Source organism: Alloiococcus otitis ATCC 51267 (genome assembly GCF_000315445.1).
In the GTDB taxonomy this organism is placed as follows: Bacteria; Bacillota; Bacilli; order Lactobacillales; family Carnobacteriaceae_A; genus Alloiococcus; species Alloiococcus otitis.
The window spans coordinates 464,185-478,102 of record NZ_JH992957.1; the positions used below are offsets into that span (position 1 = coordinate 464,185).

Below are 13,918 nucleotides of genomic sequence, written 5' to 3' on the forward strand. Positions count from 1 at the left end.
AGGTAGAAGAAGTGTTACTGGTTATACATTACGCATATTATGTTATTGATATCACTTTGCTAGGACCCTAAGCGGTAGCCAAAAACAAAAAGGCCCTAGCTGCCTTATAACAGCTAGGGCCTTGCCTTAGTCTTTTCAGTCACCATCTTCAGTGGCACCACTTGTGGCATCACTTTCTTCTTCCCAATCACCATCTTCACTGGCTTGGCTATCCGCATCACTTGAACTAGTTTCATCCCAATCGCCATCTTCTGTCGCTTCAGTGTCGATATCGGTTTCTTGTTCTTGCGCTTGTTCGATGGCTTCTTGGCGTTCAGCTTCGACCTTTTGGCTCTCTAAGGCACCACTAGCCTGGAAAGCCACAAGGAGCAAGGCAGCAAGGGCCACTAAGACCAAGCCAGGGTAAAAGAAATGATCCCACCGATTTTTTCTGAACATTCTACCACCCCATTTGTTTTTCCTTATAGACATTATTTCACAAATAAAGGGCTTAATCAATGTTCTTATAATTAATTTTTATATGATTTATCCTCTTAAAAATGGTCAGTTAATGGTGGGACCACTTGTTTTTTACGGGAAACGACACCAGGTAACTTGATTTCTTGGTTTTCGATGGTTGACTCAAAGGCTGATTCAACCCGGTCGTAGTGGTCTCCTGCAACGAGGCCTAGGGTATCACTCTCTAAGATATTGGTGATCAGCAAGAGGAAAAGCTCATAACCCTTGTCTTCATTTTCCTTGGCCATGGCCTCTAACAATTCTTCTTTTCTTGCTAGGAGTTCTTCAAAGTCGACCACATTGACCTGGCCTACTCTGACTTGGTGTCCGTTTAAGTCAAAGCTTTTGGCATCGCCGTCAACAATCTCTAAAGCTGACTTGCCTTCATTGTTCGTACCAGACTTAAGCATTTCCAAGCCGTATGACTCTAAGTCAATTTCGGCTAGGTCAGCTAATTCTTGGGCTGCTTCTTGGTCTTCTTCTGTGCAGGTTGGCGATTTGAAAAGCAAGGTGTCTGAAACTATAGCTGACAGCATTAAGCCAGCAATATTTTTAGGGATCTCAATATTATTTTCCTTGTAGAGTTTTAGGATAATCGTATTAGTACAGCCAACCGGTTCTGCCCGGTAGTATAGGGGGCCGGAAGTATTAAAATTATGGATGCGGTGGTGGTCCACAACTGAAAGAACAGTTAAGTCTTCTAAGTCGTCAATACTTTGGCTGGGTTCATTGTGGTCAACCAGGCTTACTTGGCTAACGTCTTCATCTGACTTGGTCACCACTCTAGGAGCTTCATAACCAAAATAATCCAAGACAAACTGGGTTTCGGCTGAAGGCTCTCCTAGGGCAACCGCTTCAGTGTCATAACCCAACTGCTTTTGCAGGTGGGAATAGGCAATGGCTGAGGTAATGGCATCGGTATCTGGGCTCTTGTGGCCAAAAACTAAAACTTTACTCACAATAATTCTCCTCACATAATGGTCTACTCCCCTATCTTATAAAAAAATGAGCCAAAATACAATTTAAACCAGGCAAGGACCGGCCTGGTTTAAAAAAGTTATAAAAACAAGTGGTAAAGTGGTGACACCAATAAACTTACTTAATGATATTCATTGTAGATATCTTCAACCAGGTCATAGGTCATTTTTACGGCAAAGACCAAGGCTAAGCCTCGGCAGACAACAGCTCCATCGACACCTATAAACCCATTTGTTAAGAATACTTGAGGGTCAAGGAAGAAATAGACCAATAAGGCAATCAAGGCTAATTTACTCGCAATTACTATTTTCATATTCTTACCTATCTTTCACAGTTATTATTTTCGGCAAGTTTCAGAATTGATCAAGTTGCACTCAATTATTTCGGGGATAACTGACTTAGTCCCCTCCCCATTCTTATACCGCTGGACATTAAAGGTCAACATAAGCTCCATCCTCTAATCTTGTATTTTGTTAAAGCTATTATACCATCTTGAATCAAAAAAACACCTATAATTATTTTTAATTAGACTTACTTTTAGACATTTAACCTGACCGAGCTAACTTAACCAATAGCAAAAAAGAGGCTAACAGGTCACAGTTAGCCTCTTTGCAGACCAAGGATCTCTTTCTCGGCAATCGAGTGATCTTTGGCAGATTCTTATCTTATTAGGAAGGAGTTTTATTGATATTTTTTGGTTTTTAGGATTCGTTGGGCATTTTCAACCCGTTCTGGGCTAGGGGGTTCAGTCCCTTCTAATTTATAAGGGATTCCCAATTCTTCATACTTATAAACCCCTAATTTGTGGTAAGGCAAAACCTCAACCTTGTCCACTGAGCCCAATTGGTCGATAAACCGGCTCAATTTTTCCAAATCTTGGTCAAAATCGGACCGGCCAGGAACTAAAACGTGTCTAATCCACATTGGAATCCCTCGCTCTGACAGGTCTTTAGCCATGGCCAGGATATTTTCATTGGGATGGCCAGTATACTTACGGTGGAAGTCACTGTCGATATGCTTGATGTCCATTAAGACGAGATCCGTATACTGCATCAGCTCGTCAAAGCGACTGTAAAAGGGTTCATCCTTGGTAAAGGGCTGGCCACAAGTATCCAAGGTGGTGTGAACACCGTGTTCTTTGGCCAATTTGAAGAAGTCTATCAGGAAATCAATATGGAGCATGGGTTCACCGCCAGAGACGGTGATCCCACCCTTGTCGCCCCAATATTCCTTATAGTCAATAGCCTTGTCGAACATTTCTTGGGCCGTATAGGGAGTACCGGTCCCAATATTCCAAGTATCGGGGTTATGACAGAACTCACACCGCATCCGGCAACCTTGCATAAAGACCACAAAGCGGATGCCTGGGCCATCAACTGTACCGAAACTTTCTGTCGAGTGGACGTAGCCAATGTTTTCTTCTGTCATACTCATACCCCTTTACTAGAATTTTTGTCCTGCCCCCTTCCTTACATGGATTCGTGGAAGGTACGGTTAATAACGTCTAATTGTTGTTCTCGGGTTAAATTAATGAAGTTAACAGCATAACCAGATACCCGGATGGTTAATTGTGGGTATTCTTCTGGGTGTTCCATGGCATCCTCTAAGGTAGACCGGTTCATCACGTTAACGTTTAAGTGGTGGCCACCCTTGTTGCTGTAGCCGTCTAGCATGGTAGCTAGGTTTTGTTTTTGACTTACTTCATCTTTACCAAGGGCACCTGGTACGATAGAGAAGGTGTTGGAAATACCGTCAAGACTGTATTTGTAAGGTAATTTAGCCACAGAGTTCAAGGATGCTAAAGCCCCATTGCTGTCTCTGCCGTGGAGTGGGTTAGCACCTGGTGCAAATGGTTCACCGTAGCGACGGCCATCTGGAGTGTTACCAGTTTTCTTACCGTAGACCACGTTAGAAGTAATGGTGAGGATGGAAGTGGTGTGTTTGGAATCCCGGTAAGTGTCGTAGTGGGTAACTTTTTCCATGAATTTTTCCAGCAAGTCAACTGCGATAGAGTCAACTCGTTCGTCATTGTTCCCATATTTAGGGTAGTCGCCTTCAATTTCAAAGTCGACTGCTAAACCATCTTCATCCCGGATCACTTTAACGTCAGCATACTTAATAGCTGAGAGGGAATCAGCTGCGACAGAGAAACCAGCAATACCTGTTGCCATGGTTCGCAAGACTTCAGTGTCGTGAAGAGCCATTTCCAAGCTTTCGTAGGAATACTTGTCGTGCATGTAGTGGATAACATTCAAGGTGTTGATGTAAAGCCCAGCCAACCATTCAGTCATTTGGTCATATTTTTCGACCACTTCATCATAGTCCAAGTATTCTGAAGTGATGGGTTCATATTTAGGCCCAACTTGGTCTTTGGTTACTTCGTCTACCCCACCGTTAATAGCGTACAAGAGGGCCTTGGCTAGGTTGGCACGAGCACCGAAGAATTGCATTTGCTTCCCAATTTCCATAGCAGAAACGCAGCAAGCAATGCCGTAGTCGTCACCAAAGTATGGTCGCATGATTTCATCGTTTTCGTATTGGACTGCACTACTTGCGATAGAGACCTTAGCACAGAATTCTTTGAAGTTTTGAGGTAATTTTTCTGACCAAAGGACAGTCAAGTTTGGTTCAGGAGCTGGGCCAAGGTTACTTAAGGTGTGGAGGAAGCGGTAGGAGTTTTTAGTGACCATGTGGCGGCCGTCTTTGCCAATACCCGCAATGGATTCAGTTACCCAAGTTGGGTCGCCTGAGAACAATTCATTGTATTCTGGGGTACGGGCAAATTTAACCAGACGTAATTTCATAACCAGGTGGTCCACTAACTCTTGGGCTTCTTTTTCAGTTAAAGTACCATTTTCAAGGTCCCGTTCCACATAGATGTCTAGGAAGGTTGAAGTACGACCAAAGGACATAGCTGCCCCGTTTTGTTGTTTAATAGCTGCCAAGTATGCCAAGTACAACCATTGGAAGGCTTCCTTAGCGTTGCGGGCAGGTTTGGAAATGTCAAAGCCGTAAATGTGGCCCAGTTCTTTTAACTCTTTAAGCGCATTGATTTGGTCGAATAGCTCTTCCCGTTGGCGGATGACTTCTTCAGTCATTTTGCCGTCGCCGTAATTTTCAAAGACTTCTTTCTTGTCTTCAATGAGGTAATCAACCCCGTACAAGGCAACACGACGGTAGTCACCAATAATCCGGCCCCGACCATAAGCATCCGGCAAACCAGTAATAACCCCACTGTGGCGGGCTGCTTTCATTTCTTTAGTATAAGCACTGTATACCCCATCATTGTGGGTTTTACGATAGTCACGGAATATTTTGGACATTTCAGGATCAATTTCGTAGCCGTATGATTCAGCAGCTTGTTCTGCCATCCGGATCCCGCCAAAGGGTTGGAAGGACCGTTTGAAAGGTTTGTCAGTTTGGAAGCCGACAACTTCTTCTAAGTCTTCATTGAGGTAGCCTGGACCGTGAGAAGTAATGGTTGAAGGTGTTTTAGTGTCTAAGTCCAAGACACCACCAGCTTGGTATTCTTTCTCATTCAAGTCCATGACTTGTTTCCAGAGTTGGTCAGTTGCAGGAGTTGGACCTTCTAAGAAAGACTCATCGCCATCATAAGGTTTGTAGTTCTTTTGGATAAAGTCTCTCACATCGACTGTCTGACTCCAATTGCCTTGGGTAAATCCGCTCCAATATTTTTCAGTATCAATGTTTGGCATTTGCATGGTTTAGCCTCCTATTTCCTTATTTCAAATTCATTATATCACAATCATGTCAAAAGACAAGGTATATGTTAAATGAAACACAAAAAAACTCTGTTCCATTTGAACAGAGTTTTTTTAGCTATTCCACTTTGTAAACCTCTTACAAGTGAGAATCGTTATCACTTAAATAGTAAGAAACAGGCTTGCCATCTCGGCTTGTGTCCAGGACAAAAGACCCATTGTTATGGCGGTTTGAAACTGTATAGTCATCTGGGTTTATCTGTACTAGTTTTTTTGTATCAGTTAGGAGATTGACCAGGAATTTATTTTGTGAAATTCCGATCATAAACTGGATTCGGTGGGGGTTTCGCTTCAGTTCTCTGAGGATTTGTAAACCCCGCTTGGCCCGTGAAGTCCGGTCAAAGTCATGGAGGGCCATTTTCTTAACACTGGCTCGCTGGGTAATGAACAAGGCTTCTTGGAACTGCTTACGCTTAAAGACCAAACCATCTTGGACATGGTCCCCCTCTTTCAGGTTCATGGACTTGACGCCTGCAGCCTGGGCCCCTACTTCTGACACTTCTTCTAGTCCATACTTGAGCCCGTAGCCCTTGTAGCTGGCTAGGAATACATCGTAATCTTCTTGGTCAGGAATATAGTAGACTGCCTGGAGTCTATCTTGGTCTGATTTTAATTTAATGGCAGTTGAAGCCCGAGACTTGTAAGTTCGTTTGGGCTCAAATTCCGTCTCTGGACTTTGTTTGATATAGCCATCTCGAGTGATAAAGACATAGCGCTTGCCGGCATCTAATTCCCGATAAGGGTACACCTTAATCAATTCCTCGTCCTCTCCAAGGGGGATGGTCCTTGACAAGTGCTCTCCAATATCCTTCCACTTGATGTCCGGTAATTCATGGACTGGTCGGTTGACCACATTGCCTTTCGAGGTGAAAATAAGGAGTTGGTCTAGGGTTGACAACTCTTGCATAAAGATGACCAAGTCGTCTTCTCGCCGGCCCAATTCCTCCACTTGGGAAGCCTTGTAAGACCGGATGGAGGTCCGCTTCAAGTAACCTCCCTGGGTGACGGTAACCATGACGTCTTCTTCACTGACCAGGACTTGGGTTTCTATTTCTAGTTTTTCGATCTTGTCTTGGACCTGGGTTAGCCGGTCCTCCCCATATGCTTGTTTGACTTCTTTCAATTCTTCTTTCATCAAAGCATCCAGGCTGGCCTTGTTGGTTAAGAGGTCCTGGTAGGTCAGGATGGCTTGGGCTAAGTCTTTGGCTTCTGCTTGTAAGTCCTTTATATCTGTATTGGTCAAGCGGTAAAGCTGGAGGGAGACAATGGCTTCGGCTTGGTCTTGGCTAAAACCATAAGCCTGGATAATATTTTCCTTGGCATTGGCCTTGTTTTCACTGGCCCGGATGGTTTGGATCAAGTCATCCAGGATTGAAATGGCCTTGATAAGGCCTTGGACAATGTGCTGGCGGTCCTTGGCCTTGGCTAAGAGGTAACGGGTCCGGTTTTGAACCACTGTCCGCTTGTGGTCCAAGTAAGAAGATAAGATTTGCTTGAGGGAGACTTGCTGGGGTCGTTTTTTATCAATGGCTACCATATTTAAGTTATAAGTTACCTGGAGGTCGGTGTTTTTCAGCAGGTAGGTTAAGATCCCTTCCCCATCACCATCTTTTTTGGTTTCGACCACAATCCGCAAGCCAGACCGGTCACTTTCATCCCGGACATCGGCAATGCCGTCGATTTTTTTGTTAATCCGGATGTCGTCAATTTTTTGGACCAACCTTGCCTTGTTGACCTCATAAGGAATTTGACTGATGACAATTTGGGATTTGCCACCCCGGATGGCCTCAATATCTGCTTTGGCCCGGATGATAATTTTTCCCTTGCCCGTTTGGTAGGCTTTCTTCAGGCCACTTTTACCTTGGATAATCCCCCCAGTCGGAAAGTCTGGTCCTTGAATATAGTCCATCAAAGTCTCCAGCCTTGCATTGGGGTGGTTGATTAAGTGGATGGTGGCATCAATCACCTCGCTCAAATTATGGGGCGGTATGTCAGTAGCATAACCGGCTGAAATCCCGCTAGCCCCATTGACCAAGAGGTTGGGAAAACGGGCGGGTAAGACGGTGGGCTCCTCGGTCGTGTCATCAAAGTTTAAGACATGGTCCACCGTCTCCTTATCAATATCAGCCAGGAGGTCGGAAGCAATTTTAGACAGACGGGCTTCGGTGTACCGCATGGCAGCTGGTGGGTCCCCGTCCATGCTCCCCTTGTTCCCGTGCATATCAACCAAAGGATGGCGCATCTTCCAAGGCTGACTGAGCCTAACCATGGCATCGTAAACGGATGTGTCGCCATGGGGGTGGTAGTTCCCTATGACATTTCCCACCGTCTTGGCCGACTTCCGGTAAGCCTTGTCATAGGTGTTTTTGTCCTGGTGCATGGCATAGAGGATCCGTCTTTGGACCGGTTTTAAACCGTCCCGCAAGTCCGGTAGGGCCCTTTCCTGTATAATGTACTTGGAATACCGGCCGAACCGGTCCCCCATGACATCTTCTAAGGTTAATTCTTGTATTTTACTGGTCTCTTGGTCTCCTGCCATAATTTACTCCTTACTTCTTATTTTGTGGGTAAAAGTCTAGCGATGGCTAGCTTGCGACTTAGCTGGTTTAGGTAAGATAGACTCGCCTAAAGGACCTGGTTTCTCGACCAATTGCTGGTCCAGACTTACTTGGCCTCTCCTTCTAGGACCTTGTTCTCTAAAATACTGCCATCTTCTGCCAGACTGAATTCAATATGGTCTTCAATCCACTTCCGTCTAGGATCCACCTTGGTCCCCATCAAGGTGGAAACCCGTCTTTCAGCCTTTTCACTGTCTTCAATGGTGACCCGGATCAAGGTTCTGGTCTCTGGGTCCATGGTGGTCTCCCACAACTGGTCAGCATTCATCTCGCCTAAACCCTTGTAGCGCTGGAGAGTGTAGTGTTTGCCAAAATCTTTAACCAGGTCTTCCAACTCCTCATCAGTCCAAGCATAGGCTGTTTTTTCTTGCTTTCCTTGCTTTTTGGTCAACTTATACAAGGGCGGTAGGGCAATATAGACCTTCCCTGCTTCAATCAGGGGTTTCATGTACCGGTAAAAGAAGGTGAGGAGAAGGACCTGGATGTGGGCGCCGTCTGTGTCGGCATCAGTCATAATGACTATCTTATCGTAATTAACAGCTTCAATATCAAACTCAGGCCCAGCACCTGCACCGATGGTATAAATCATGGTAGAAATTTCTTCATTTTTTAAAATATCATCCAAAGAAGATTTTTCTGTGTTGATAACCTTTCCACGCAGGGGCAAAATTGCTTGGAATTTCCGGTCCCTACCTTGCTTGGCTGACCCACCAGCCGAATCCCCCTCCACTAAGTAAAGTTCATTTTTCTGGGCGTTCTTGCTTTGAGCTGGGGTCAACTTACCAGACAGGAGAGTTTCAACTTTTTTCTTGGAAGCAGAGTTCCGGGACTGGTCCTTGGCCTTGCGAGCTGCTTCCCTGGCAGACCGGGCTCGGATGGCCTTGCGAATAAGTTGCTTAGACAAGTCCCCATTTTCGGCCAGGAAGTAAGTTAAGGATTCTGAGATAACCTGGTCAGTGGCGGTCCGGGCTTGAGGAGTTCCTAACTTGCTCTTGGTCTGGCCTTCAAATTGGAGAATCTCTTCTGGGATACGGACGGATAAAACAACCGCAATCCCTTCCCGGACGTCAGATCCTTCCAAGTTACTGTCTTTCTCTTTGAGTAAGCCACTTTTCCTAGCATAGTCGTTGAAAGCCTTGGTAATAGCTGACTTAGCTCCAGTTTCGTGGCTGCCCCCATCCCGGGTACGGACATTGTTGACAAAACTCAGAACCGTCTCCGAATAGCCGTCATTGTATTGGAAGGCAAATTCAACTTCAATTTCATCTTCAGAACCTTCAAAATAGGTTACTGGACTCAAGGTATCCTTGCCCTCATTTAAGTAGTCGACAAAGGCCTTAATTCCTTCATTAAATTGGAAGACCTGGCTTTCTTCCTGGCGCAGGTCCTCTACGGTAATCTTGGTCCCTTTGACAAGGAAGGCCGACTCCCGCATCCGCTCACAGATGGTGTTAAAGTTAAATTCGGTGGTCGAAAAGACTTGGCCTGAGGGTTTGAAGTGGACCAGGGTGCTGGATTTTTGCTGGTTAATTTTTCTCTTCTGGATGCCTCCTTTAGCCTGGCCTCCTTGGCTAAAGTCTTGCCGGTATTCATAGCCGTCCTTGGTCACTATCACCGTGAGCCAATCAGACAAGGCGTTGACGACCGAGGCCCCAACCCCATGGAGTCCACCGGCTGACTTGTAGGCCCCCTCTTGGCCAAATTTTCCCCCGGCATGGAGGACGGTAAAGATAACCTGGATGGTGGGTAGGCCTGACTCATGCATCCCGGTTGGCATGCCCCGTCCATTGTCTTTGACCGAAACCGAGCCGTCCGTGTGGATCTTGACTTCAATTTCATCAGCGTAGCCAGCCAAAACCTCATCAATAGCATTATCGGTAATTTCATAAACCAGGTGGTGCAAACCCCTGGCATCGGTTGACCCGATATACATGCCTGGTCTTTTCTTAACGGCGTCTAAGCCCTTGAGTATGGTTATAGATGAATCATTGTAAGATTCCTTCGTCAAATCTCTTCACTCCTTGTCTCAAACTGACAAACTTTATCATACCACAGATAGTCAGTTTAGCGAAAACTTGTTCTATTGGATTAGTGCCATTGTCTTATAATCCCTTCCTTTTAGCAAGATATAAGGGCTTATAATAAGATTATATTTAAAGCCCCCTTGAATTATGGTAAACTATTGAAAATGATGTGAGTCCAATCAATAATGAGGAGACTATATATGTTGATTTCATTACTGGGTTTATTCTTGGCCTACCTGTCTGGGTCCATCCCAAGCGGTTACTGGCTGGGAAAACTATTTTACCATACTGATATTAGCCAACACGGCAGCGGAAACACTGGGACTACCAATGTCTTTCGAGTCTTGGGCGTTGCACCAGGCCTCATTACCTTTTTCCTGGATGCCTTTAAAGGTTATCTGCCGGCTTACTTAGCTTTTTCCGTCTTCCAACCTGCCTTCCACCCCATTTTTTATGGCCTGGCAGCTATTTTAGGCCATGCCTTTTCCATCTTCAACAGGTTTAAGGGGGGCAAGGCAGTTGCCACTTCCTGCGGGGTGGCTTTTGCCATGTACCCCATTTACCTCCTGTCCATGTTAGGGATTTTCTTTGCCACCCTCTTCATCTCTAGCATGGTCAGCCTGGCTTCCATGGTGGCCATTGGGTCAGCCTTTGTCTTCAGCTTCCTCCTGGACGACCTGGTCTTTACCATCGCTGTAGGCTTCTTGTTCCTCTTCGTCCTTTACCGCCACAAGGACAATATTGTCCGAATCAAAAATGGAACAGAAAGCCATGTTCCTTTTGGCTTAAATTCCAGTAAAAAACAAGGCAAATAAGATACACCAGACCCCTGCTTCCTAGCTAACAGCTAAGGAGCAGGGGTCTTTTTAAAGATTAGATCAGGGAGTGCTTGCCTGGCAAGATAGCTAGGCAAGTGTAGTCAGCCCAAGTTTAAGCTTACCTCAATGAAGCTTAAAGAATGTACTGGCTCAAGTCTTGGTCACCAGCGATGTGGCCAATTTTATCTTCCACATATTGCTCAGTGATCTTCACCTGGCCAATATTCATATCAGAGGCTTCAAATAAGAGGTCTTCTAGAAGTTTTTCTAAGATAGTGTGCAGGCGGCGGGCTCCGATATTATCAGTATTTTCGTTGACCCTAAAGGCAATATCGGCAATTTTTTCGATGGCATCCATGGTAAAGATAACCTCAATATTCTCAGTCCCCAAGAGGGCCTTGTACTGTTCCACCAAGGCATTATTGGGTTCCGTTAAGATGGAAACAAAGTCTTGGGCGGTAAGATCATTGAGTTCTACCCGGATAGGGAACCGGCCTTGGAGTTCTGGAATCAAGTCACTAGGCTTGGACAAGTGAAAGGCCCCAGACCCAATAAAGAGGATGTGGTCGGTGTGAACCGTCCCGTACTTGGTCCGAACCGCTGACCCCTCTACGATAGGGAGGATATCTCTTTGGACTCCTTCTCGGGAAACTTGGCCACTGCCTTGGGAATCATTGGTCGAGGTGATCTTGTCAATCTCATCGATAAAGATCAAGCCATTATTCTCTGCCAATTGAACGGCTTCAGCATGAATATCTTCGGAGTTAATCAACTTGTCTGCCTCTTCTTCAGTAAAAATATCCACAGCCTGTTCTACGGTAACTGTCCGCTTGACCTTTTTGTTGGGGGTGAGTGACCCTAGGGTATCCGAAAAATCAAGCCCTAATTGCTCGAATTGCTGGGTCATTGGGGAATTAGGGGTTTGTTTTTTCTCTTCGACCTTGATGTCTACTTCCTTCTGGTCGATAACCCCTCGTTTGATTTGGTCAACAATGTCTCGTCTTTTAGAAGCAACTTCTTCTGAGACTTCTTCTTCCTCTTCAGCTTCTTGGTTAAACCGGTTCAAGGCTTCTGTGTCCACCCCCATGCTGTTCATCATGGAAGCAAAGGGATTGTTGGCTTGGTTGTGGTTTTTGCGCTTGCCAGGAGCCAGAGCCTTGGCTACCCGCTTGATGGCTGCTTGCCGGGCTTCAGGCCGGACTTCTTGCCGTTTTTCTTCCCGCACTAGGCGGACAGCACGCTCGATTAGGTCCCGGACCATGGATTCAACGTCTCGCCCGACATAGCCCACTTCGGTAAACTTAGTTGCTTCTATTTTTACAAAGGGAGCGTTGACAATATCGGCTAACCTTCTAGCAATTTCGGTCTTCCCTACCCCAGTGGGCCCAATCATCAGGATGTTTTTAGGGGTTATTTCTTTTTGCATGTCGCTATCTAATTGCAATCTTCGGTAGCGGTTTCTTAGGGCGATGGCCACCGATTTTTTGGCCTCATCCTGGCCAATGATGTATTGGTTCAGGCGGTCAACAATCTCTCTGGGTGATAAGTCTAGCTTGGCTTTCACTCTTTTCCTCCTTCAATACTTTCAGTAATCACATTGTGGTTGGTGTAAACACAGATATCAGCAGCGGCGTGTAAAGCCTCAGTCGAAATGTCAGCAGCTGACAACTTGTCACCAGCGTGTTTTTTGAGCATGCGGGCAGCAGACAAGGCAAAGTTGCCCCCTGACCCGATGGCTAAAATCCCGTCATCAGGCGAGATCACTTCGCCGTTACCGGAGACCAGAAGCAAGTCATCCTTGTCCATGACAATTAAGAGGGCTTCTAAGTTTTTCATGGCCTTGTCTGACCGCCACTCCCGGGCTAGTTCAACAGCTGACCGCTGCAGATTGCCTGAGTGTTTGTTGAGGTAGCCGACGAATTTTTCTTCCAGGGTAAAAGCATCCGCTACTCCCCCAGCAAAGCCGACTAAGACTTGGTCATTGTAGACCCGTCTGACTTTTTGGGCCTTGCCCTTCATCATGACCTGTTCGCCTAAGGTAACTTGGCCGTCGCCAGACATAGCAGACTGGCCGTCGTGTTGGATTGCAAGTATGGTTGTCATATGATTCCTCCGTCAATTATTTTATGATCGTGGGTGAAATTGCTTGTAGGCTCTTTGCAAATGGTCCTTGGTGACATGAGCGTAAATCTGGGTGGAAGACAGACTCTGGTGGCCCAAGAGCTCTTGGACCGTCCGCATATCTGCCCCTTGGTTTAATAGGTGGGTAGCAAAGGTATGGCGAAGCATGTGGGGGTGGATATCACTGGCTAGGCTGGACTTTTTGACCACCTGGTTGAGGATATAGGCAATCCCTTCATTCGTGATATGGTTCCCCAAGCGATTGACAAACAGATAGTCATGGTCCGCTTGACTTTTGGCCATCAAGCTTGGTCGGGCTTGGTCGATATAATCCTTGAGGGCCAGGTTTGCATAATAGCCAAATGGAACATACCGCTCTTTGTTCCCTTTCCCCTTAACAAACAGGATGGACAAGTCAAAGTCAATATCCTTGAGCCGAATTTGCTGGCATTCGCTTAGCCGGATACCCGTTGCATACAAAAGTTCCAAGAGGGCCCGGTTGCGTATTGTCAAATCATCTTGGCCTTCAACCGCCTCAAAGAGGGCCTCCATTTCTTCCTCGTAAAAGAACTGGGGCAAGCGGATCCCTTGTTTTCTGACATTTAAGTAAGCAAAGGGGTTGGTCTCAACTAGGTCATTTTGGAGCAAAAATTGGTAAAAGGCCCGGTTACTGGATAACTTCCGGGAAATACTAGCCTTGCTGTAGTGGTTTTCCGTCAAATAGGCCAGGTAAAGTCTGGCATCGCTAGGTTGGACTTGGAGTAAATCACTGGATCCTGATTGGTTTAAGAAGTGGTGGAAGTCCTTAATGTCTTCCAGGTAGGCCTCCTTGGTTAAGCTGGAGTACTGTCTTTCATATATTAAATAATCTGCAAATAAAGTCACATAGTCTTGGCTCATGACACTCACCCTTTACCAAACATATTGTAACATATTTACAATGATACAGATAATTTAAGACCAGGCATGGGTCAAAAGTCTGAAAATCGAGTAGGAGACTAGCCATTAATTGGCTAGTCGACCTCTCACACCACCGTGCGTACGGTTCCGTACACGGCGGTTCAATATCTTGCGTAAGC

General features: G+C 45.8%; 11 protein-coding genes. 1 reads left to right on the forward strand and 10 read right to left on the reverse strand.

Annotation, left to right across the window (positions count from 1 at the left end):
* Positions 1-135: 135 nt before the first annotated feature.
* The 7 genes from HMPREF9698_RS02180 to parE form a co-directional block, all read right to left on the reverse strand.
* Complete coding sequence (locus HMPREF9698_RS02180) at positions 136-438, reverse strand: hypothetical protein (RefSeq protein ID WP_003776874.1); 303 nt, start codon at positions 436-438, stop codon at positions 136-138.
* Between the two features lie 95 nt (positions 439-533).
* A complete protein-coding gene (locus HMPREF9698_RS02185; RefSeq protein ID WP_003776875.1) occupies positions 534-1,457 on the reverse strand; it encodes a manganese-dependent inorganic pyrophosphatase in 924 nt (307 codons plus the stop codon).
* A gap of 140 nt (positions 1,458-1,597) precedes the next feature.
* Positions 1,598-1,789, reverse strand: coding sequence for a hypothetical protein (locus HMPREF9698_RS02190; RefSeq protein WP_003776877.1), 192 nt, complete (start codon positions 1,787-1,789; stop codon positions 1,598-1,600).
* A 368-nt stretch (positions 1,790-2,157) separates the two neighbouring features.
* On the reverse strand, positions 2,158-2,904 hold the full coding sequence (pflA, locus tag HMPREF9698_RS02195) for a pyruvate formate-lyase-activating protein (RefSeq protein ID WP_003776881.1): 747 nt from the start codon (positions 2,902-2,904) through the stop codon (positions 2,158-2,160).
* 41 nt (positions 2,905-2,945) lie between these two features.
* Positions 2,946-5,192: a formate C-acetyltransferase gene (pflB, locus tag HMPREF9698_RS02200; protein WP_374189085.1), complete on the reverse strand. Its 2,247-nt coding sequence runs from the start codon at positions 5,190-5,192 to the stop codon at positions 2,946-2,948.
* Between the two features lie 145 nt (positions 5,193-5,337).
* Positions 5,338-7,797: a DNA topoisomerase IV subunit A gene (gene parC / locus HMPREF9698_RS02205; RefSeq protein WP_003776885.1), complete on the reverse strand. Its 2,460-nt coding sequence runs from the start codon at positions 7,795-7,797 to the stop codon at positions 5,338-5,340.
* 125 nt (positions 7,798-7,922) lie between these two features.
* Positions 7,923-9,884 (reverse strand): DNA topoisomerase IV subunit B, encoded by a 1,962-nt coding sequence (gene parE / locus HMPREF9698_RS02210; RefSeq protein ID WP_003776887.1) that lies wholly within the window; start codon positions 9,882-9,884, stop codon positions 7,923-7,925.
* Between the two features lie 216 nt (positions 9,885-10,100).
* On the opposite strand from parE, the gene plsY reads away from it, so the two are divergent.
* Complete coding sequence (gene plsY, locus HMPREF9698_RS02215; protein ID WP_003776889.1) at positions 10,101-10,715, forward strand: glycerol-3-phosphate 1-O-acyltransferase PlsY; 615 nt, start codon at positions 10,101-10,103, stop codon at positions 10,713-10,715.
* Between the two features lie 136 nt (positions 10,716-10,851).
* On the opposite strand, the gene hslU is transcribed toward plsY, so the two are convergent.
* The 3 genes from hslU to xerC are packed head-to-tail and all read right to left on the reverse strand — an operon-like array spanning position 10,852 to position 13,739.
* Positions 10,852-12,282: an ATP-dependent protease ATPase subunit HslU gene (gene hslU, locus HMPREF9698_RS02220; protein WP_003776892.1), complete on the reverse strand. Its 1,431-nt coding sequence runs from the start codon at positions 12,280-12,282 to the stop codon at positions 10,852-10,854.
* Positions 12,279-12,821 carry an ATP-dependent protease subunit HslV gene (hslV, locus tag HMPREF9698_RS02225; protein ID WP_003776894.1) on the reverse strand — a complete coding sequence of 181 codons (543 nt, stop codon included), beginning with the start codon at positions 12,819-12,821 and terminating at the stop codon, positions 12,279-12,281. Before hslV ends, hslU begins: the two co-directional genes overlap by 4 nt.
* A gap of 21 nt (positions 12,822-12,842) precedes the next feature.
* A complete protein-coding gene (xerC, locus tag HMPREF9698_RS02230; protein WP_003776896.1) occupies positions 12,843-13,739 on the reverse strand; it encodes a tyrosine recombinase XerC in 897 nt (298 codons plus the stop codon).
* Positions 13,740-13,918 lie beyond the last annotated feature (179 nt).